Here is a 21,211-nt window from a genome sequence, read left to right as displayed (position 1 = left end):
GTCAATAACCTGGCGGGTTGTACCTTTAGCCCATGCATTTGCTCTCCGTATCTTCCCTCTATAAGCAACAAGGCAGTTTTGCATTAAAGGATATTTCTTTTCAGCAATCACCTTTCCAAAAGATCGCTATCGCCGGGGAAACGGGTTCCGGCAAAAGCACGCTGCTTAAGATCATAGCGGGATTGGTACAGCCCGATGGCGGGCAGGTATTGTTTGAAGGAAAGCGTGTAACAGGTCCTCTTGAACAACTGGTTCCGGGTCACCCCGGCATTGCTTATCTCTCGCAGCATTATGAGTTACGCAACAACTACCGCATGGAAGAGTTGCTGGAATATGCCAACAAGTTACCGGAAGAAAAAGCACAGGCATTGTACCGGCTCTGCCGCATCGATCACCTGCTGAAAAGAAAGAATGATCAATTATCGGGCGGAGAGAAACAACGCATTGCATTGGCAAAGCTGCTGACCCAAACGCCCAGGTTGTTGTTACTCGATGAACCCTTCTCCAACCTCGACCCCATTCACAAAAACATATTAAAGCGCGTATTGGAAGATATTGGCAAAGAATGGCAAATCACTTGCCTGCTCACTTCCCACGATCCGCTCGACACCTTATCCTGGGCCGATGAGATCATTGCCATGAAAGATGGGCAGATCGTACAACAAGCGCCAGCAGAAGAAATATACCGTAACCCTCTAAACGATTATATAGCCGGGCTCTTTGGCAGTTACAACAGATTCGACAAAACCGATGTTGTACTGTTCCCTTCGTTAAGTGCCTTGCCCATGAATGGGAAACCCCTTTACCTGCGCCCCGAACAATTCCGCATAGTAACTGCTGCTGATGCCGATGCCGTGAAAGGCGCCATACAACAGATCAGTTTTTGGGGAAGTTATTATGAAATACAGGTGCTCATAGGTCACAAGCAGGTAGTAGTAAAAACCATGCAGCCGCCAGACCCGCAACAGGAATGGCTTTACCTCTCGCTTTGAGTTTTTAATTTGTTCAGTATCTCCAGCATGCGGCTGGCTTCCTGCCAATCGTATTGCAATCCATCGGCTTTTTCAGGAGCAAGTTGCTGGTAATAACGCAACTGTTCCTGTAAATCTTTTTTCAAAGAAGCCGTTACTTTCTGAATCAGTCGCGTGTCACCGGCACGATAACATGCATCGAGAAAATACATCGACTGCCGGTTGTGATCATTCCCCCTCGACACCATTCCGTAAGGAAAATTGTGTTCGTTCATCATCGTATCTGCCTTTTCCAATATTTTGATGGCATCCTGTTTCCGGTTTTTCCCGCAGAGATTGATGGCCAGCTCTGCCATGGTACGACGGAGTAAGTTGAGCTGAAGGCGGTTTGGTTCATCAAAATAAACACCGGGTATTTGCGCATTGCCCGAATTAAAATGATGCAAAACAATATCCATGGAGCGATCGGTATTGATGGGTGATTGAAGTACTGGTACTAACTGATACACCATGCCTTCCTTGCGCAAATAATTGCCAAAACCCAGGTCATTGTAAGGTCCGGAAAAACAGATGGGTCGCTTCCATTGGTTGGCGGCAATGATATTCAATATGGCCAGATCGTTCTTGTACAGGTATCTCTTTGTAATTTCGAAACGCATCTCTTTTTGTACACTGTCCGTTGCGTTCACTGTTCCATTGTCCCGCACCAATTGTTCATTAACCGGAACCGAAAAACGGGTCACCGGTAAATTAACATATCCCCTGTTATCGAGATGACTATCATCTCCTAAATAATTTTTCATTACATCATACAGATCGTAATACCTGTCTTGCGGAAAACCTGGCTGTGGCTGACAAATGGCCACATTTCGTTTTTCACCCAGTATCTGGTCTTTGGTCCAGATCACATCTACCGGCGCGCTCTGGTTGATCTTGTAACGCAACTGGTTGATGCACCAGTCGGCACTGATCAGCGTAGTGATCACTACCCTTACATCGGGCCGGATGCCTTCCACTTCCTGTGCGTACCATAGTGGATACGTATCATTATCGGCAAAAGTGAATAAGATGGCATTGGGCGGACAACTCTCCAGGTAATTACGCGCCATATCGCGCGCCAATTGCTTTTGACTCCTGTCGTGATCGTCCCATTCCTGCTGCGCCATCAACGCAGGAATACCCAGTAGTAATAAAATGGCGCCCAACGCAAGCGATTTACCATAACGTTGTTGCTTCAGCGCTTTATCGGTAAAATACAAGACTCCCAATCCAATCCAAATGGCAAACGCATAGAATGAACCCACATAAGCATAATCCCTTTCGCGGGGCTGCATACCCGACTGGTTAATGTATAGCACAATACCAATTCCGGTAACCAGGAATAGCATCATCACAACAATGGCATGTTCACTGTTCTTTTTAAAATGATAGAGCATGCCTATCAATCCCAATATCAAAGGCAGGGCAAATAATTTGTTGTTGGCTTTGTTGTGTTTCAGGCTATCAGGCAATGCCGACTGGTCTCCATAAAAAATATGATCGATGAAAGGTATGCCGGTGATCCAGTTGCCATCACGCACATTGTCTGTAAACAATCCCTGCGCATCGTTTTGCCGGCCACTGAAGTTCCAAAGGAAATAGCGCCAGTACATATAGTAGTTCTGGTAACGGAGAAAAAATGAAAGATTGTCTGCAAAACCAGGACTGCTATCATAACTGCCATCTTTCAGTTTACGTGCACCCATGAACTGGGCGTAATAATCTGCGTGTGACTGTTCGTTGCTCATATCCCACATGCGTGGAAAGATCATCTGGTCTTCCTGTGCGAAGACAGGATATTCATTCTTGCCCACTTCTACATATTGCCCATGATTACCCTTGCCGTATTTTGTTGATCCTTCTTTGTAATCGATAGGACGGGCGGTGAATTTTTGTCCGTATAAAAGCGGAAAATCGCCGTATTGCTCTCTTCCCAGGTAACCATATAGGCTCATGGGGTTATCTACATTGAACATATCCACACCAGTATCTGCATTGCTGCGTATCATGGTGGTAACATAAGGGCTGTATCCAAACAATATAAACACCATGCACCAGAGTCCCAGGTTGAGCATGGACCATTTCTTTTTATTGGCATAACGCAAAGCGGCCCACACGCCCACTGCTACCAGTATGAAGAAAAAAGTAAATCCTGAAAAGAATGGCAACCCCAGTGAATTCACAAAGAACAGATCGAAACTGCCGGCAGCTTTGATGGAATACTGGATAACGCCTATCTGCACAAACAATTCCACTGCACAGCTTAGCAACAGGAAAACATATACGCTGCCAAAAAAGATTTTTTGTTTTTTACCTATCCATTCTGCCAGGTACAGGCCTGCGATTACCAATAACGTACCGAGAAAAAACAAGCCAGCTACTGTTCCATCGAATGATTGTCCGTCTGGTGTTTCACGTTGTGCCATGAACAAAGCCCCCAGTGTGGCCGCTATGCCGCCTATGCATACGATCCACAGAAAATATTTTTTAACCAGGCGATATTCAAACCGGTCTTTCCTTCTGAAATAATATACCATTACAATGGCCGGTATGTCCAGTATACTCAACAGGTGTACACCGATGGACATACCGATGAGGAAGAAAATAAAAACGATCCACCTGTCGGCCTGCGGCTCATCGGCTCTCTCTTCCCATTTGCAAATGCACCAGAATACAATAGCTGTAAAAAAAGAGCTCATGGCATACACTTCCCCTTCCACGGCGCTGAACCAGAACGAATCGGAAAAAGTAAAAGCCAGGGCGCCCACTACTCCTGCGCCCATAATGGAAATGAGCTGCGCGTTGTTAAGCGTTGGGGAATTACGCAACAATAATCTTTTGGCCATATGCGTGATGGTCCAGAATAAGAAAAGGATGGTGAACCCGCTGGCCAGCGCGCTCATGCAGTTGACGGCTTTGGCAGCATTGAGCGGATGATCTCCGAATGCCACAATGAACAACCTGCCCAATAGCACGAACAGCGGCGCGCCCGGCGGATGCGGTATCTGCACTTTGAAACAGCAGCTTACAAATTCGCCGCAATCCCAAAAACTACCTCCTGCTTCTATTGTAAGCAGGTACACCATACAGGCGATCAGGCACACGACCCACCCTGTGATATTATTCACTGTTTTAAAATTCATTCCGGATTTTGTTTGGATTAAAGAAACCCCTGTTTAATGCACCTTGCTTATGATTTTTTCTTGTTTGATGAGGGTTTGGTCTTTTGCTTTCTGATCGTATCCGTTTCCCTGCGCCAACCTTACCTGTTGCATACCGGCATTCGCAATATGAATGGCTATTTCAACAGCAAAACGTTGCGGCGAAAGCGTGGTATCGATCGTGAACCGGATGGCATTACCCGGCAAGTTGGCATATCCGTGTTGTTCCAATAATGTCTTGAGCCTGTCTTTTTCTTTGCTCATCAATCCCAGGCTCAACGCAGCGCCAGGTTTGAGCAGGCAATTCCGTTGATCTTCTTTGACGATGGCTTCCACACGCGCATCGTTGATACGATAAGTGAGTGATGATAAATTGTATTGTTCACCATCCGCTTTTTTGATGCTGTGCTTACCTGATGTTTGCCCGAAAGCAACTGCCAGCATCACGATCAGGGGCAGTACCACAGCGAATTTCAGCAGGTGAATACCGGCCGTACGATCGCGGTTCATCATTTCTATCCTTTTTTTCAACGAAGGGAAGAGAAAGGGACTGGCCAGTTGAAATCCATGGTTCTCCCTCGCTACTTTTAAAAGCAGGTATTGGTACCCTTTACGGTTATGCCCCTCCTGCAACACCTGCTCATCTGCAATGAATTCCAGGTTCTGCTTGGCCGCCTGCCTGATGAGCCAGGCGAATGGATTGAACCAGTTGATGATGCATATCCATTCCATCAGCAGTACGTCTATCGTATGCTTTTGTTGTACATGCACCAGTTCGTGACGGATGATCTTTTCAAATTCTTCTTCATTGTACAAATGCCTGTTCAGGTAAACGTGGTTGCCGAATGAAAAGGGTGACTGTTCGTTGGGTAACTGGTAAAATGCATATTGCCCTTCATGCAGTAACGGCGCAGAGCAACGCAATTTTTTCAATGAAATCAATTGTATCAGCATCCGCACCAGCATAACCAGTGATCCTACCAGGAATACCGGCAGTATTACCTGCCACAAAGCCATGCGCTCCGGTGCTGCTGATGTGGCCGCGATTGCAGCCTGGTCTTTCTCCAGCGAAAACTGCCTGATGAACGTAACCGCTGCCGAAGGCTGTTCAGACATCAGCGCATCTACCGGTAACAATGGAATGATAAAAGCCAGCGAAGTGGCCAGCAAAAGAAAATACCGGTTCCATGCATAGTACGTCAGCGGACGCAGCAACCAATAATAAAACAGGTACACCACTCCCAAACAGAGTGAGGCTTTGATCAGGTAATCAAACAACTGTGACATAATCGCTGTTTTGACTTTTGATTTTATTTCTTCTCAATCATTTCAATGAGCTCCTGCAATTCTTTTGGTTTGAGCTTTTTTTGTTTGATGAAAAAGCTGACCATGTCCTTATAGGAATTATTGAAATAACTTTTTGCAAAACCCTGCATGAGCTTTTGCTTATAAATTTCTTCTGATACCTGCGGGGTATAGAGATAGGTATTCCCCATCAGCCGGCTGCCTACATAACCTTTCTTCTCCAGGTTTTTGATGGTGGAAGCCAGGGTAGTATACGGCGGTTTGGGGTCTGGCATGTATTCTAGGAATGCCTTGGTGGTATTCTCGCCTGCGCTCCAGATAGCCTGCATCACTTCTTCTTCCTGTTTGGTTAATTTTTCCATACCCTGAAAATTACGATTGTTTCGTAAATCTACGAAATTTTCGTAAACATCAAAATCTTTTTAACTTTCTTTTCACCCGTCATCCTGAGCGAGCGAAGAACGTCATCCTGAGCGAGCGAAGCGAGTCGAAGGACCTGCTGAACAATCGGGCAGATCCCTCGGCTGCGCTCGGGATGACGAACGCAAGGCGCTCGGGATGACGTACGAGAGGCGCTCGGGATGACGATGTGTTTTAGTATTTTCGTGTTTATCACAACCACACTTATGGACGTTAAAATTGAGCCCAGTTGGAAGGAGGTATTGAAACAGGAATTCACCAAGCCTTATTTCCTGCAGGTAACCACCCACCTGAAAACAGAAAGAGCTACCGGCGCGGTGATCTATCCGCCCGGCTCCCTCATTTTCAATGCATTCGAACAAACACCTTTCGATCAGCTTAAAGTGGTAATACTTGGCCAGGACCCTTATCACGGGCCGGGACAGGCGCATGGACTCAGCTTTTCCGTTCCCGATGGCGTTCATCCCCCGCCTTCACTGGTTAACATTTATAAAGAGTTGAACCGCGACATCGGCATGCCCATCCCTTCCACCGGCAATCTTACCAAATGGGCAAAACAGGGTGTATTATTATTGAACGCGGTATTAACCGTGCGTGCCAATGAACCTGCCAGCCATTCCAAGATTGGGTGGATGGATTTTACCGATGCAGTCATCCGTAAAATATCACAGGAGAAAAAAGGGGTTGTGTTTTTATTATGGGGCCGCTTTGCACAGGAAAAACAGGTATTGATCGATGAGACCAAACACTCGGTGCTCAAAGCAGCACACCCATCGCCATTCAGTGCCGACAAAGGTTTTTTTGGCTGCAAACATTTCAGCAGAACCAATGAAATATTGACCAAAGAAGGATTGGAACCTATTGACTGGAATCCCGCATGATGATCTTATCGTAATATTGTCATTCATGAGTACGCATTCAAAAAAAAACAGGTATCCGTTTTACATACAGGTATTCGCCCGCATCTGGGCCGCCTGGGCATTGGTATTGTTTATCAGCACCATGTTAATCGCCATGGTCTTTTATCTCCCCTGCTTTTTCCTGCAAGAACCTCTCAAAGCCAGGTGGCACAGGCGTGTATCCAGGGGATGGATGCGTGTATTCCTGTTTTTGATCGGCTGTCCTTTTAAAGTAAAAGGGGAATCACAATTTCAAAAAGGGCAGAATTATATCGTGGTATGCAACCACAACAGCCTTATGGATGTACCGGTAAGCACACCGTTTATGCCACAGGCCAATAAAACCATTGCCAAAAAAAGCTTTACACGCGTTCCTGTATTCGGATGGATCTATTCCTTCGGCAGCGTGCTGGTAGATCGCAACAATGATGAGAGCCGCCGCAAAAGCTATGAAGCCATGAAGCAGGTGTTGCAAACCGGTCTCGATATGGTCATTTATCCTGAAGGAACGCGCAACAAAACCGGGAACCCGTTGAAAAGTTTTTATGATGGTGCTTTCAAATTATCCGTCGACACCGGCAAACCCATCATCCCTGCCATACTCTTGTATACCGGTAAAGTATTACCCGCAGATCAATTTTTCTTCCTCCTGCCCCATCACCTCGAAATGCATTTCCTGCCCCCGGTGCAATCTGCAAACAATGATGCAAAAGCATTGAAAGAACAGGTATTTCAGCAGATGTGGCAATACCTCGAATCGCAAGGAAATCAATAACTGGAGAAACTACGGCTGCGGTTGATGCGCAGATCGCGCAGGATGCCCGACTTGGGATTGAGGGTGATATTGAAGGAACGGTACAATCCGATGGGCGTTACGTTGATAGACATTTGCCAGCAGTGCATTTCACGGCTAATGAACATGCTGAACGACTGCAACTTCGCAGTAGAAAAATCATAATAACCCGTGGCGCCCATTTTCCATTTCTCTGTAAGACTGAAATCGCCATTGAAATTGGCACTGGAATAGGTCTTGGTCTCAAATCCCGAATAATCACTCTTCAACACATTGTTGAATGTGAGTGAATAAGACAATGAAAGCGACCAGGGAATATCAAAGTCGGTGAATTCTGCCGGATTGGCCCGGGCAAACTGTAACTGCCGTTGCTGTTCATCGGGTGTCATGAAAGGATCCACCGGAATATTTTTATCTTTTTCTTTGGGATCTTTTCCATCTCTTGTTTTACTCTGGAACTGTGTAGCGATGGCCAGGTTACCCGATGTAAGCCTGCCGAATTTAAATTTCGTAGGATCCAGTATCAGCCGGTTAACACGATAGCCTCTGTTGTCGATGGCATAAGGATCGAGGATGGCGCCTGCGGTTACGTTGATCTTTTCAAACAAAGTGCTTCTCGCATAAATATTGATGTTGCTCAGCGCAAAGCTATCTGCCATCAGGTTATAGGAAGAGTTGAAACCGAAACCATCAATGAGTTTTACTTTACGCGTTGCCTTACCCGTACTGTCTTTTTTATCCTTCACTTTCATCTCCAGCAGGTTATCCACCCCAAAAGAGATACCTCCGAATGTTCCTTCCCCAAAAGGCCCTATGACACCTCCATCGAATTGCGAAACGCGTATCTGCCTGCCCGTTGAATCGATCCGCAGGTTATAAAAATATTTCGAAGCCATATCGGGCTTATAGTTCAGCGAAATGGTGGGCCTGATCTCGTGCCTAATACCTATTATATTGCTATGAGGTCCGAACTTATACGTACCGAATATGCGGGTGCTGGCACTCAGTCCAAAACTCATTTGCCTTGCCGTATACAATCCTTTTTGTATCGCGGTATCTACCTTCTGCCCGGAAGTATTCCAATGGCGCAGGATGCGCTGGCCATACCATCTTTCTTCATACGACACACTGGGACTGATCGTTACAGGTCCCAATGAGGGCAATGATAAACTGATGGGCAGGCTATGCTGCGCGCCCCATTGCAGGGTATCGAGCATGCGCCTGAAATTGAAATTGGTATCGTAAAAAGATAATTGGTTGATGAAGTTACCACTGTAACCAATACCTATTTTCTCATACCATTTTCCCGTGCCTACCTGGTCTTTTTTCTGGAAGGGATAAAAAGTAACCACATTCACGTTGGCCGTAGGCAGGTTGAGGTTCACCAATCGCGTTACACTGTTCTGGTTGTGATTGGCATTGAGTGAAATGTTCACTTTACCATTCCAGTCTTTCGAGTAACTGATAGAAGAGTTCAACTGGTTCTGGAAATTCTGGAAAGGATTGTTCAGCAATGTCTGGTTGAAGCGCGTACTACCGAAGTTCACATTGGCACTGAACGAGGTTCCCGGCCGCGCCCGGCTGTCGCGCGAATGGCTCCAGTTGATCATGAATGAATGTGAAGAACTGAATTCTTCTGCGCTGCTACCAGACCGGTTCAGGCTCTTCGTATTCTGAAAAGTGAGGTTCACACTCCCCGTAAAATGGTATCGTTGGATGTATTTGGAATTCAGGTTCAGGTTCCATCCCCCATACGAATACAGGTTGGCCCTGGTAGTGAGGTCTACATAATCGTTGATCACTTTATAATAACCCAGTCCCTCCAATCCCAATCCAAAATCTTCACTGGCCGTAAATGCCGGCGCCAATATACCCGAATGACGCCCCTTGTATAAAGGGAAGAGGCCAAAGGGAATACCAATGGGTACCGGCACGCCTTCGAATTCTGCAAATGCGGGTCCGGATACACCGAGTTTGTTGTTGATGATCTTCATCTTCCTTGTGCGGAACGCAAAATGCGGTGTATCGAGGTTACAGGTGGTGAGGCGGGCCCAGCCGGCAAATGCCTCGTCGGGGCTTACCTTTTTCAGCACCCTCGCATTCACAAACAATTCCCCTTCCTGCAAAAAAGTATTCTTAACCTGCCCCTTTCCTGTTTTGAGGTTGAAAAAAATAGAATCACTCACCGTTTTCATATCACTCTGCAGGAAAAGCGGTTTACTCAGCGGGTTACCACTGCTATCGCGCGAGCCGAATGCTTTCACTGTCTGCGTTTGCTGGTCAAACCCAATGGTAGCCGCTTCCAACTGCATGTCTTTATAATCGGTCTTGGCCTTTCCATACAAATAGAAAGCTTTGGTATCTACTACCAGCACGCCTGAATCTTCTGCACTGTATTTGACGGGCGCATCCAGCGAATCTTTGGATATCTTCAATGAATCTATATGCCGGGAGGTGCTGTCTGTTTTTTTCTTAATCGTTGTATCGGCAAGACCCTTTGTGGTATCAGGCCGGGGCGCAGTAGTATCGGCATTCCAAAAAAGTTGGTGAACGGCGGCAGGGCCTCCCGATACGGGCTGAATAAATATTAATATGAGCAAATATCCGGCTACAACAATAGACAGCCAGGTTTTTACGTTAATTTTACAGCGTTTGCACATATTCACGTGGGCAAAAATAGTGTCAAATTGGTGGAAATAGAATTCTAAAAAAAATCCTTTAACGTATTGATATGATGCGTAGTAGATATGCTGCTTTGGTTTTGTTAAGTTTCGGTGCACTGGTGTTATCGTCTTTTTCTCTCTCCAATGGTAGTATACCCTACCAGAAACAGGTTTTAAGAAGAATTGTGATTGATCCGGGTCATGGGGGGCATGATAATGGGGCCCGCGGCCGCTATTCCAATGAAAAAGACATTGCCCTGGCCGTTGCCCTCAAGCTCGAGCAGGTATTGCATGATGAATTGCCCGATGTGGATGTAGTGCTCACACGCCGGTCCGATGTTTATCATTCCGTGGTAACCAAAGCCAGTATTGCCAACCAGGCCAAAGGCGATCTCTTCGTATGTATCCATGCCAATTCCGCAGACCCCATCACACACAAGGAATTGGAAGGTCATAAAACCGAAACCTACTACAAAGGCAAGGGAAAGAAAAGAAAAAAATACACCCGCAGAGTGCCCGTATATCATTACTGGCATACCCCCAGTCCGGTAAAAGGCACGGAGACATTTATTTACGGAGTAGGTAAAACCGAGCAACGAAAAGAAGCTGCCAGTGAAGGGCTGGATGAATCACTGGATAGCATTTCACTCAAAGAGATCAAAGCCCTGGAAGAGCAGGATGCCAATGATCCCACCAAACGCATGCTGGCTTCCGTGATGACCCAGCAGTATTTCCAGCGCAGTGCCAAGCTGGCCCTCACCATCGAAAATCAATTCCAGCAAGTCGGTCGCATCAGCCGCGAAGCGAAGCAAAGACAAAAAGGTATCTGGGTATTACAAGCAGTTTCTATGCCCGCCGTGCTGGTAGAAACAGGGTTTATTTCCAATCCGGAAGAAGAAGATTACCTGAACAGCGCTGCGGGACAACAGGAGATCGCAGACGTTATCACCCGGTCTATCAAAATCTATAAATCCTCACTGGAAAAGCAGTTGCGATCAACGGGCAGCAACAGTACACAGCAGAAATAGGGCACTTACGGAAGAACCCTTAGTTTTGCATGATATGAAGATATCGAATGAAACCAAGGTGGGTGCCCTGACCGCTATAGCCATCACCTTATTGATCCTTGGCTTTAACTTCCTCAAAGGCAAGACCCTGTTCAAGACCGGCAATCTCATCTATGCCAAATACGCAGATACCAAGGGCATTATGGTATCGAATCCCGTTTTCGTCAACGGCTACCAGGTAGGATCGGTTTATGATATTGAAAATGCCGATGAAAGCCTTTCCTCCATCATTGTTGCCATCAAGCTGAAAAGCAGTTATAATATTCCCACCAACTCCGTTGCTTCTATCAAAGACAACCCGCTGGGCCCTGCCAGTATCAACATCAAGCTGGGAGATGGCCACCAATACCTGCATTCGGGAGATACGGTACTGACCGCTTCTTCAGCTGGATTATTGGGTGATGTGATGACCAAGCTGGGCCCCGTGAGCGAACAGATCAAGAGCACTGTTCATTCGCTCGACAGCGTACTTAAGAACATCAATGCCATTTTCGATCCGAATACCAAGCATAACCTGCAGGACGTGATCGCCAACATTAACAAAACCACAGCAAGCCTGGTGGTATCTTCAGCGTCTATTCAATCCATGCTCAACCAGCAATCTGGTTCTATTGCGGCATCTATGAACAATGTAAACAGCTTCACCAAAAACCTGGCCGATAACAACAACAAAGTCACGCACCTGCTGGGTAATATGGAGAAGACTACCGATAACCTGGCCAAAGCAGATATCAGCGGTACGGTAGATAAGCTCAAAACTTCTGTTGAAAACCTCAACAGTATTCTCACCAAGATCAATTCGGCAGACGGTTCTTTTGGTAAGTTGATGAACGATAAAGCGCTGTATAATAACCTCACCAATACCGTGCGGAGCGCCAATATTTTGCTGGATGATCTGCGCTCGCATCCCAAACGCTATGTAAACATTTCTGTTTTCGGAAAGAAAGATAAATCCAGACCACTGACTGCTCCCCTGCCCATTGATTCTTCAAGGCAACAACCATGAGCAGTGCACGATATATCATCATTGGCTTTCTACTATCATGCTCCCTGGTAGCGGGCGCGCAGCGTACTACAACCACTGATACTGCTGCCGTAGGCACCACGCTGGTGATCTTAAAGGCCGACCGGTATAATTATATCAAGAAAGATACGGCCAATGCTTTTGCCTCTCTCGGCGGACATGTGGAAGTAAAGCAGGATAAAACACTATTCTATGCAGACAGCGCCGTGATCAACCTGCTCAATAATACCATGGAGGCTTTCGGCAATGTGCACATCAATGATGCCGATAGCGTGCATACTTATGCCCAGTACATGCGTTACCAGGGCAAGGAACGCAAAGCCTTCCTGCAGAAAAAAGTAAAGCTCACCGATAGTAAAAGCACATTAACTACCGATGAGCTGGAATATGATGCCGCTGTTAAGATCGGCACCTATCTCAAAAGCGGTAAACTGGTGAATAAAAAAACAGTACTCACCAGTACGGAAGGATATTATTATGGCGATACCAAAGATGTCATCTTCAAAAGGAATGTGGTGCTCATTGATCCGGAATACAAGGTCTATACCGATACGCTGCAATACAATACCAATACCGAGATCTCAACGTTTACGAGTCCCACTACTATTTACAATGAAAAGCGGATCATCAAAACACGGAATGGTATTTTCGACAAGAAGAATAAAAAGAGCACCCTCTATGAACGTTCTTTCATAGACGACAGCACCTATACCGCCACTGCCGATGATATGGCTTTCGATGATTCTACCGGCATGGGCGAATTGAGGGGGAATGCAGTGTTGCGTGGCAAGGATTCAACCGAAGGAGCCGATATCATTGCCAACAATATCAAGATCAACAAGAAAAACAATTCGGCGCTGGCCACGGAGAAACCTTTGTTGCTGCTCAAACAAAAACGCGATACCATTTTTGTAACCGCCACTCTTTTGTATACCGCACGCCTCTCCGACCTCGTCAAGACCCGCGCTGTGCCATCGGTGCGTGATAGCACGGCGCCTTTAACGGTTGCCGGCAAGCCCGATAGCAGCAGCGATAAATTCTTTGAAGCGTACAACAACGTGAAGATCTTTTCCGATTCGTTGCAGGCCGTAGGCGATAGTCTTTTTTATTCGTTACAGGATTCTGTGTTCCGGCTTTTCAAAGAACCCATTGTATGGGCCAAAGAGAACCAGATCACCGGCGATACCATCTATCTCTACCTGAAAAATAAAAAGCCGGAGCGTTTGTATGTGTTCAACAACGGCATGGCCCTGAGCCGGGTAGACAGTACCGAGTATTATCAGCAGATCAAAGGATACACTATCAATGCGCTGTTCGAAGATGGGAAAATTAATTTTTTGCAAGCCAAAGGTTATGCAGAGAATGTCTATTACGCGCAGGACGATCAGCATCGCCTGGCTGGTGTGAACAAAAGCAGTTCTGATATGATCAAGGCCTATTTCTCAGATGGCAAACTGAAGCAGGTAAAACTGCTGAATAAGGTGGAAGGAACCATGTACCCGATGTTGCAGGTGAATCACGATCAACTCAAGCTGCGCAATTTTCACTGGTACGATGCCAGGAGACCCAAGAGCAAATTCGATATCTTAGCGAATTAATCCTAAGTATACATGCTGGCCAAACTCATTCATCCTTTCCGGAAGTTCGTGAACGATAGCCGCGCTATCGGTATTACATTATTGGCTTGTACAGCCATATCACTCATAGTTGCCAACTGTGGTTTCTGGAGTGATGGGTATGTTGATGGTTGGTCCGCCGGCTTCAACGGCTCTGCTGAGCATCACCTGCACATAGGCTTTTTATCCCTGCCCAATTCTCCCCTGCTCGTGATCAATGATGCACTCATGGCTTTGTTCTTTTTCCTGGCGGGGATGGAGATCAAACGCGAACTGGTATGCGGAGAACTGGCATCCATCAAAAAATCCCTGTTGCCTGTATTTGGTGCTGTGGGTGGTATGTTAGTACCTGCGCTATTTTTTGCACTCTTTAACAAGGGAACTACACTCATCAATGGCTGGGCCATTCCTACGGCAACAGATATTGCATTTACCTTGGGTATCGCTTCTTTGTTAGGCAAGCGGGTGCCGGTAGCGTTGAAAATATTCCTGACCGCGCTGGCCATCATCGATGACCTGGGCGCCATTATTGTCATTGCCTTTTTTTACGGAGGCCAGCTACAGGCCGGATACCTGTTGATCTGCCTGCTGGCAGTGGGGCTTTTATGGTTGCTCAATTACCGGAAAGTGCCTTTCGGTTGGATGCATTGGATATTGGGCATCCTGCTCTGGTATGCGATGTTCAATTCGGGCATTCATGCTACGGTAGCCGGTGTTGTTTTTGCATTGATGGTTCCCATTCAACAATTAGAACGGTTGGAATTGAAGTTTCACCTGCCCGTTTATTTTATTGTTATGCCACTATTTGCGCTGGCTAATACAGCAATAAGGCTTCCCGAAAATAGCTTGCATACTTTATCGGGAAGCCTTAGCTGGGGTATCATTACCGGCCTTTGCATTGGCAAACCATTGGGCATCTGCGCTGCCTGTTATTTGCTGGTGCGAAAAAAATGGGCGGTACTGCCTTCTTCAACCAATTGGTATCAACTGTTGGGTGGCTGTATGCTGGCAGGCATCGGTTTTACCATGAGCATTTTCATCGCTACACTGGCATTTGATGACAATAACGTTCAGGATATTGCTAAAATATCCGTTCTCATCGCATCACTGCTGGCTATGGTTGCAGGATATGTTTGGCTTTTTAATTCTCCTCCTTCTCCTGCATCAGGTAAGCCTTGATGAATCCATCCAGTTCTCCGTCCATCACCGGCCCAACATTGCCTACTTCATAATCGGTACGATGGTCTTTGATCATTTTATAGGGATGGAATACATAGCTGCGAATCTGGCTGCCCCACTCGATCTTCTTTTTGCCGGCATTAGCTGCATCTACTGCTTCCTGTCGTTTACGCAATTCTTCTTCGTACAAACGACTTTTTAACATCTTCAATGCCAATTCACGGTTCTCTCCTTGTGTACGTGCCTGCTGGCATTCCACAATAATACCACTGGGAATATGTTTGAGCCTAACAGCTGTTTCTACTTTGTTAACGTTTTGTCCGCCGCTGCCACCGCTGCGATAAAAAGCCCATTCGAGGTCTCCGGGGTTCACGTTGATTTCGATGCTGTCATCGATCAACGGGTAAACAAATACAGAAGCGAAAGAAGTATGTCTTCGGGCATTGCTGTCGAACGGGGAAATACGCACCAGCCGGTGCACGCCACTTTCTGCTTTTAAGAAGCCATAAGCAAAATCGCCGTCGAATTGTAAAGTGGCGCTTTTGATACCAGCGCCATCACCTTCCTGTAAATCCAGTTCAGTAACTTTCCAGCCTTGTTTTTCGCCATACATCAGGTACATGCGCATGAGCATCTGCGCCCAATCCTGGCTTTCAGTACCACCTGCGCCGGGGTTAATCTGCAGGATAGCAGGCAACTCATCTTCCGGCCTGTTGAGTGTACTTTTGAATTCGGCCTCTTCTATTCTTTCCAGTGCGGATTCATAAGCCAGTTTGGTTTCTTCTTCACTGGCGTCTCCTCCCTTCCAGAAATCGAACAATACGGCAAAATCTTCCACAGCAGTTTCTACCTGCTTATAGAGTTTCAACCAGTATTCATTTACTTTGATCTCTTTCATGATGGCCGTGGCCCTTGCGTTATCATCCCAAAAGCCCGGCGAAAGGGAAAGTTGTCGATCTGTTTCTACTTTGTATGTGCGGTTCTCGACGTCAAAGAAACCTCCTCAGGACAAGCACGCGGTCCCTCATAAGTTTAATCTGTTCTTGTGTCATGCGGCGAAAATAGAGGAAATTTTTGATTTATTATGATCGTCATCCTGAGCGAGCGAAGCGAGTCGAAGGACCTGCTGAACACTCGGGCAGATCCCTCGGCTACGCTCGGGATGACGATCATAATAATAAAACCACTTGCCTCGTAAGCCGGATTCTGTTTCTAAACCATCATTTATCTGGCCGCAACATTACTGTTGCGATCTTGCTGCCTACCCTGGAACTCAGACGGGCCGTCTTCAAACGTTCCTATACATGGCATTACAGCACCCAAGGTTTACCCTCTCATACTGTTACCAGCATGGGATGTGAGCTCTTACCTCACATTTTCACCTTTACTCCGTTTGAATGGAGCAGTTATTTTCTGTGGCACTATCTCTTCCCGTTCTGCAACGGGAGCCGGCTGTTCACCGGTGGGTTGCCCTTCGCTGTCCGGACTTTCCTTCCCGTATATACGGGACGATGGTTCGGGCAAGTGGAAGTACAAAGGTACAGAATCTAATGCTGAATGCAGAACGCCTAAGGCTTAACGCTATAGATTGGGATGGCTGGAGAAAGGTGCCTGATTTAATATTGAAAGAATATTTCGGTGGCGTCGTAGCCAAAACGCGGGTCGTACTGGTTGATGAAATGTTTCACTTCCCGCCTGCTTTTCAGCAGGTCGTGTATCTCATCGCGCAGCTTGCCGGTACCTACGCCGTGTATAATAATCAGTGAAGGTTGCCGGTGCGCTATCGCCAGTTCATACCATTTTTCAAATTCTTTTAACTGAATGGTGATGATCTCAAAATTACTGAGCTGTTTCCAGTCGTTCGTGAGTTTTTCTATGTGCAGGTCTACCACCGAACGGGCGGGCGGCAGGTACTGGCGCGCTTTCGATGCATCGTATACTTTATATCCTTTGGCAGCCAGGCTGCTCCATTCGGGCTTATCGTCTTCCACCTGGTCGGGATAAGTATCGAATAAAGGATAAGAAATCACCGGCTCATTTTTTTCTTTCAGCTCTTCTATTTTCCGGAATAGTTGTTTGGTCTTGAGTTTGAGCTGTGTTTCAAAATGCGATGCTTTTCTTTTCTCCGGTTTTGCCAGGGAAAAATCTATGCTGAAAGAAGGACTGTCGTTCACCGCTTCGAAAGGAATATCGTGCAGGTAAAAGTCGTGGAAAGCCAGTACTTCATTTTCCAGTTCAAAATTCGTTTCGTTAAAGAACTGTTGTTTGTAAACAAAACGATAGGCTTTGTCCGTTCTGTTCACCAGGTATATTTTCAGCAGTTCCACTACTTCGTCGTTGAAATCGTCCAGCGCGAATTTGGGAACCAGTGTGAGCCATACGCCGTTGGCCACTTGTATGTGGTTGGGTTGCGGCTTTTCTTTGGGCACCTGGTCGATATAAGTTTTGGGCGCCTGCTTTTTTTCCGGTACCAGTTTTTTTTCAGTGAACCGTTTAAAATAAGGGAAATCGATCTGGTCCATATAAGCAGGGAATTTCACGCCCCTTACTTCAATGAGCACCATTTTATCATTCATGACCTCTATCACTTTTCCTTCCTCGTTGGAGTGAAGCACAATGATCTCGTCGCCTACCTGGTATTTCATGCGACAAAATTAATGAATCTACCCCTGCTGCGCAGCAAGCACGCTGTTGCGCCGTCCGTAAAAGAAATAAATGAGCAGTCCCAACCCCATCCAGGCAAAAAAACATTCCCAGCTTACAATAGGTATCTCTATCATCAGGTACAGGCAGGATAACACACCCATGATAGGAATGAATGAATAATTCCTGATGAAAGTAAGCACGGCGAGTATTACCGCAATCAATAGAAATACCAGGAATAGTATTTCCTGGTATCCCTCATCTCCAAAGTGTTGAACAGAACTGAAAAACCGGTCGCGGAAAAGATAGATGAAAAGCGCCATCAATAAAGGGATCAGGAATTTGCCATTGATATAGGGCAGTTTGAATTTACCTGTTCTTTCCGTTTGCGGAGGTAATAACAGTACACCACCGGAAACGAGTACAAATGCGAACAAAGTGCCGATGCTGGTGAGGTTGGTCATCAGCTCCGATTCAGCGAACAGGGCTCCGGTACCCACGATCAACCCGGTAATGATGGTTGCGAATGAAGGGGTTTGGTATTTTGGGTGTATCTTCTGAAAACGTTTGGGCAACAATCCATCGCGGCTCATGGTCATCCATATCCTGGGCTGTCCCAGTTGAAAAACCAGCAACACAGAGGTAGTGGCCACTACAGCGCTTACCGATACAATCTTTTCGATCCATGGTGCACGGTGTTTGAATACAAAAGCCAGCGGGTCGCTCACGCCCATGAAATGATCGTAATGTTCCATACCTGTTAACACCATAGCGATGAGGATATACAATACGGTACAAATGATGAGCGAATAGATCATACCCCTGGGTATATCACGTTGCGGGTTCTTACATTCTTCTGCTGTTGTAGAGATGGCATCGAAACCGATATACGCATAAAACACAGCTGATACGCCTTTTAACACACCGGTGAAACCATTGGGCATAAAGGGCTTCCAGTTATTGGTATCTACAAAGAAAGCGCCCGCAATGATCACAAAAATGATCACCGCTACTTTAAAGATCACCATGTAGTTGGCAGACTCCTTGCTTTCTTTGATGCCTATATAGGTAAGCCAGGTAATGAAACCCACTACAAAGAAAGCAGGCAGGTTGAAAAATATATGCCAGCCGCCCAATACCGGTGCATTGTTATATGCCTGTACAACAAATTGATAATTCTTCAGTTGGTCCGGCGTAAGTGTTGCGCCAGATGCCAGCGCTTGCGAAGCCGTATGAAAAGCAGTACTGGCCGTTTTAGGATCCACCAATAACCAGTCGGGCAAATGGACATGAAAAACATTCACCAGCAGGTTATTGAAATAACCGCTCCAGGAAATGGCCACCACCACATTACCAATGGCATATTCCAGTATCAGTGCCCAGCCGATGATCCATGCCACCAGTTCACCGAAAGTCACATAAGAATATGTATAGGCACTTCCGGCAACAGGTACACGGCTCGCAAATTCGGCATAACACAAAGCAGAGAAGCCGCAAGTGACAGCTGTAATGACGAACAGAAGAGAAATACCCGGTCCTCCATTATAAGCCGCACCACCAATGGTAGAGAATACACCAGCCCCTACCACGGCGGCAATACCCAGGAAAGTAAGGTCTCTCACCCCTAACACTTTTTTCAGGTGGCCGCTGTGGCCATCACCTTCACCGGCATTGGCTTCGGCCATGATCTTGCTGATCGATTTTTTTCTGAACAAAGAAGAAAGTGGCATAAGCAGTCGTTGGTTTGAATGAAGAGTTAGTATTCGCGATGGATAAGAAATTCGGCCAGGTCGCGCAAAGGCTTTTTACGGGCGCTTACCACCGCAATGGCATCGAGGTGGTGCAGTGCGGTTTGCAGGTATTGGTCTTTGAGCTTCGTAGCCCATGCATCTACATTACAAGCCCTGAAAAGTTGCAATACCTGCTGTACTTTATCGGGCAGATTCTCCTGCATCAGTTCTTGTAATTGTTTCCGTTGTTCAGGCGAAGCCGTTTCCAATGCATGCAGCAACAGGAATGTTTTTTTGTTTTGCCTGATATCGCCGCCCACTTCTTTACCGAATTTTTCAGGGTCGCCAAACGCGTCGAGGTAATCATCCTGTACCTGGAAGGCGATGCCCAGGTTTTTGCCAAATTCATACATATGCTGACAATTGCCTTCGCTGGCGCCGCCCAAAACGGCGCCTGTTTGCAGGCTGGCAGCCAGCAGCACCGAAGTCTTCAGCGTAATCATGTGGATATAGTCGTTGAGCGGCACCGATGGCGCTTTTTCAAAATCCATATCGAGTTGTTGCCCTTCACACACTTCCCTGGCGGTTTTATTGAACAGTTGCAATATCCTTGGCAGGTATTGAGTTTGCACACTGCTCAATTGTTCATAAGCCCTGATCATCATCACATCACCCGCCAGCAGAGCCGTGCTCTCACCGTATTTCACGTGTACGGTTTCCATTCCCCTGCGCAAGGGGGCGGCGTCCATGATATCATCGTGTATGAGTGTAAAATTATGGAAGAGCTCAATGGCAGTGGCCACTGCCCAGCTGTCAGGTTGTATGGCGTCAAATAACTCATTGCCCATCAGGCACATCACCGGCCTGATGCGTTTCCCCCCGCGGGATAGAAAATATTCTCCCGGCTCATAGAGTGTAGCAGGTGCGGGCGGAAAGTGCTTCCTGGTAAAAAAAGTCTCAAAAGAATCAACCAGTTCCTTGAATGTATGCATGGCGCAAACCTAACTATAATAACTTAAAATGGTTAATACATTAATTTTTATCAAACTATAAATACATATTGCATTTTGGCATGATTTTGTATGCTACCTAAAAAACAAGTTATGAAGAAATTATTATTGGCAGTAGCAGTGCTATTTGCGGCAGTAGCTGTACATGCACAAAGTGAGGGTTCCACGTATAAAACAGCTTTAGGTTTGAAGGTATATCCTGGCGCTGTAACGATTAAACATTTTATACAGAATAACAGGGCACTGGAAGGTCTGGGTTACTTCAACAATGATGGTTTCCGCCTTACCGGTCTCTACGAAGTACATGGCGATTTCAATGGGGCGCCCGGATTGAAATGGTACATTGGAGGCGGTGGCCACGTTGGTTTCTGGAGTGATAGCTGGAAACAAGCTTATCCTTACCGTAACAGCGGTACCGCCATTGGTGTGGATGGTGTACTGGGTCTTGACTATAAGATTACCGGCGCGCCCATTAACCTTAGCTTCGACTGGCAACCGTCTTTCAACTTCATCGGCTACAATTATTTTGAAAGCGGATGGGGTGGACTGGCAGTTCGTTATACTTTCTAACAATAAACAACAGCTTACACTAAAATAAAAGAGGCCGTCTCAATACAATAATTGAGGCGGCTTTTCATTTTGAGAGGAGAGCGGGCATTTAAAGCTGGGATTAGATTTTCTGAGAAGTACC

At 46.4% G+C, this 21,211-nt stretch carries 16 protein-coding genes and 1 other RNA gene; 8 read left to right on the top strand and 9 right to left on the bottom strand.

The window, feature by feature from the left end; all coding sequences use genetic code 11:
* The first annotated feature begins 32 nt into the window (after nucleotides 1-32).
* Complete coding sequence (locus tag BLU98_RS12135; RefSeq protein WP_092724425.1) at nucleotides 33-992, top strand: ABC transporter ATP-binding protein; 960 nt, start codon at nucleotides 33-35, stop codon at nucleotides 990-992.
* Here BLU98_RS12135 and BLU98_RS17870 read toward each other — a convergent pair.
* Genes BLU98_RS17870 through BLU98_RS12120 form a run of 3 tightly spaced genes read right to left on the bottom strand, consistent with a single transcriptional unit; the run spans nucleotide 977 to nucleotide 5,838 of the window.
* Entirely contained in the window at nucleotides 977-4,153 is a 3,177-nt protein-coding gene (locus tag BLU98_RS17870; RefSeq protein WP_257574951.1) for a DUF2723 domain-containing protein, read from the bottom strand. The two genes, BLU98_RS12135 and BLU98_RS17870, sit on opposite strands and share 16 nt — an antisense overlap.
* Nucleotides 4,154-4,186: 33 nt before the next feature.
* Entirely contained in the window at nucleotides 4,187-5,458 is a 1,272-nt protein-coding gene (locus tag BLU98_RS12125; protein ID WP_092724423.1) for a M56 family metallopeptidase, read from the bottom strand.
* Nucleotides 5,459-5,481: 23 nt separating this feature from the next.
* Entirely contained in the window at nucleotides 5,482-5,838 is a 357-nt protein-coding gene (locus BLU98_RS12120; protein ID WP_092724421.1) for a BlaI/MecI/CopY family transcriptional regulator, read from the bottom strand.
* 264 nt (nucleotides 5,839-6,102) lie between these two features.
* Here BLU98_RS12120 and ung point away from each other — a divergent pair, with 264 nt between their 5' ends.
* Nucleotides 6,103-6,777, top strand: a complete 675-nt coding sequence (gene ung, locus BLU98_RS12115) for a uracil-DNA glycosylase (RefSeq protein WP_092724419.1) — start codon at nucleotides 6,103-6,105, stop codon at nucleotides 6,775-6,777.
* Nucleotides 6,778-6,802: 25 nt separating this feature from the next.
* Nucleotides 6,803-7,570 (top strand): lysophospholipid acyltransferase family protein, encoded by a 768-nt coding sequence (locus tag BLU98_RS12110; RefSeq protein ID WP_092724417.1) that lies wholly within the window; start codon nucleotides 6,803-6,805, stop codon nucleotides 7,568-7,570.
* Here BLU98_RS12110 and BLU98_RS12105 read toward each other — a convergent pair.
* A complete protein-coding gene (locus BLU98_RS12105) occupies nucleotides 7,564-10,188 on the bottom strand; it encodes a putative LPS assembly protein LptD (RefSeq protein WP_257574950.1) in 2,625 nt (874 codons plus the stop codon). The two genes, BLU98_RS12110 and BLU98_RS12105, sit on opposite strands and share 7 nt — an antisense overlap.
* Nucleotides 10,189-10,319: 131 nt before the next feature.
* Here BLU98_RS12105 and BLU98_RS12100 point away from each other — a divergent pair, with 131 nt between their 5' ends.
* The 4 genes from BLU98_RS12100 to nhaA are packed head-to-tail and all read left to right on the top strand — an operon-like array spanning nucleotide 10,320 to nucleotide 15,137.
* Nucleotides 10,320-11,279 carry an N-acetylmuramoyl-L-alanine amidase family protein gene (locus BLU98_RS12100; RefSeq protein ID WP_092724413.1) on the top strand — a complete coding sequence of 320 codons (960 nt, stop codon included), beginning with the start codon at nucleotides 10,320-10,322 and terminating at the stop codon, nucleotides 11,277-11,279.
* A gap of 34 nt (nucleotides 11,280-11,313) precedes the next feature.
* Complete coding sequence (locus tag BLU98_RS12095) at nucleotides 11,314-12,324, top strand: MlaD family protein (protein ID WP_092724411.1); 1,011 nt, start codon at nucleotides 11,314-11,316, stop codon at nucleotides 12,322-12,324.
* Nucleotides 12,321-13,940: an OstA-like protein gene (locus BLU98_RS12090; protein ID WP_092724409.1), complete on the top strand. Its 1,620-nt coding sequence runs from the start codon at nucleotides 12,321-12,323 to the stop codon at nucleotides 13,938-13,940. Before BLU98_RS12095 ends, BLU98_RS12090 begins: the two co-directional genes overlap by 4 nt.
* Before the next feature lie 12 nt (nucleotides 13,941-13,952).
* The gene (gene nhaA, locus BLU98_RS12085) at nucleotides 13,953-15,137 is read left to right on the top strand and encodes a Na+/H+ antiporter NhaA (protein WP_092724407.1); all 1,185 of its coding nucleotides are present in this window, start codon (nucleotides 13,953-13,955) and stop codon (nucleotides 15,135-15,137) included.
* Here the strand turns inward: nhaA and prfB are convergent.
* The 5 genes from prfB to BLU98_RS12060 form a co-directional block, all read right to left on the bottom strand.
* Nucleotides 15,100-16,189 (bottom strand): peptide chain release factor 2 gene (prfB, locus tag BLU98_RS12080; RefSeq protein ID WP_371937905.1). Its coding sequence is split into 2 segments (ribosomal slippage): nucleotides 15,100-16,140 and nucleotides 16,142-16,189, totalling 1,089 coding nucleotides; the frame shifts between segments, so codons are not numbered across the junction. The genes nhaA and prfB overlap by 38 nt on opposite strands.
* Nucleotides 16,190-16,316: 127 nt before the next feature.
* An RNA gene (rnpB, locus tag BLU98_RS12075) (RNase P RNA component class A) lies at nucleotides 16,317-16,665 on the bottom strand.
* An 88-nt stretch (nucleotides 16,666-16,753) separates the two neighbouring features.
* The gene (locus tag BLU98_RS12070; protein ID WP_092724405.1) at nucleotides 16,754-17,782 is read right to left on the bottom strand and encodes a Smr/MutS family protein; all 1,029 of its coding nucleotides are present in this window, start codon (nucleotides 17,780-17,782) and stop codon (nucleotides 16,754-16,756) included.
* An 18-nt stretch (nucleotides 17,783-17,800) separates the two neighbouring features.
* Nucleotides 17,801-19,510: an amino acid permease gene (locus tag BLU98_RS12065; protein ID WP_092724403.1), complete on the bottom strand. Its 1,710-nt coding sequence runs from the start codon at nucleotides 19,508-19,510 to the stop codon at nucleotides 17,801-17,803.
* Between the two features lie 26 nt (nucleotides 19,511-19,536).
* Nucleotides 19,537-20,502 carry a polyprenyl synthetase family protein gene (locus tag BLU98_RS12060; RefSeq protein ID WP_092724401.1) on the bottom strand — a complete coding sequence of 322 codons (966 nt, stop codon included), beginning with the start codon at nucleotides 20,500-20,502 and terminating at the stop codon, nucleotides 19,537-19,539.
* 111 nt (nucleotides 20,503-20,613) lie between these two features.
* Here BLU98_RS12060 and BLU98_RS12055 point away from each other — a divergent pair, with 111 nt between their 5' ends.
* Nucleotides 20,614-21,090 carry a hypothetical protein gene (locus BLU98_RS12055; protein WP_092724399.1) on the top strand — a complete coding sequence of 159 codons (477 nt, stop codon included), beginning with the start codon at nucleotides 20,614-20,616 and terminating at the stop codon, nucleotides 21,088-21,090.
* The last annotated feature ends 121 nt before the right edge of the window (nucleotides 21,091-21,211 follow it).

Origin of the sequence: Hydrobacter penzbergensis (assembly GCF_900106985.1) — a bacterium.
GTDB classification, from domain to species: Bacteria; Bacteroidota; Bacteroidia; order Chitinophagales; family Chitinophagaceae; genus Sediminibacterium; species Sediminibacterium magnilacihabitans.
Note: the sequence above shows the minus strand (reverse complement) of the source record. Positions and strands in the feature narration are given on the sequence as shown.

Excerpts from the sequence above, each read along its gene's own strand:
- nhaA (WP_092724407.1), top strand. The coding sequence starts at position 13,953 with ATGCTGGCCAAACTCATTCATCCTTTCCGGAAGTTCGTGAACGATAGC.
- BLU98_RS12110 (WP_092724417.1), top strand. The coding sequence starts at position 6,803 with ATGAGTACGCATTCAAAAAAAAACAGGTATCCGTTTTACATACAGGTA.
- BLU98_RS12090 (WP_092724409.1), top strand. The coding sequence starts at position 12,321 with ATGAGCAGTGCACGATATATCATCATTGGCTTTCTACTATCATGCTCC.
- BLU98_RS12065 (WP_092724403.1), bottom strand. The coding sequence starts at position 19,510 with ATGCCACTTTCTTCTTTGTTCAGAAAAAAATCGATCAGCAAGATCATG.
- BLU98_RS12070 (WP_092724405.1), bottom strand. The coding sequence starts at position 17,782 with ATGAAATACCAGGTAGGCGACGAGATCATTGTGCTTCACTCCAACGAG.
- BLU98_RS12120 (WP_092724421.1), bottom strand. The coding sequence starts at position 5,838 with ATGGAAAAATTAACCAAACAGGAAGAAGAAGTGATGCAGGCTATCTGG.
- BLU98_RS12060 (WP_092724401.1), bottom strand. The coding sequence starts at position 20,502 with ATGCATACATTCAAGGAACTGGTTGATTCTTTTGAGACTTTTTTTACC.
- BLU98_RS12055 (WP_092724399.1), top strand. The coding sequence starts at position 20,614 with ATGAAGAAATTATTATTGGCAGTAGCAGTGCTATTTGCGGCAGTAGCT.
- BLU98_RS17870 (WP_257574951.1), bottom strand. The coding sequence starts at position 4,153 with ATGAATTTTAAAACAGTGAATAATATCACAGGGTGGGTCGTGTGCCTG.
- BLU98_RS12135 (WP_092724425.1), top strand. The coding sequence starts at position 33 with ATGCATTTGCTCTCCGTATCTTCCCTCTATAAGCAACAAGGCAGTTTT.
- BLU98_RS12125 (WP_092724423.1), bottom strand. The coding sequence starts at position 5,458 with ATGTCACAGTTGTTTGATTACCTGATCAAAGCCTCACTCTGTTTGGGA.
- BLU98_RS12095 (WP_092724411.1), top strand. The coding sequence starts at position 11,314 with ATGAAGATATCGAATGAAACCAAGGTGGGTGCCCTGACCGCTATAGCC.
- BLU98_RS12100 (WP_092724413.1), top strand. The coding sequence starts at position 10,320 with ATGATGCGTAGTAGATATGCTGCTTTGGTTTTGTTAAGTTTCGGTGCA.
- ung (WP_092724419.1), top strand. The coding sequence starts at position 6,103 with ATGGACGTTAAAATTGAGCCCAGTTGGAAGGAGGTATTGAAACAGGAA.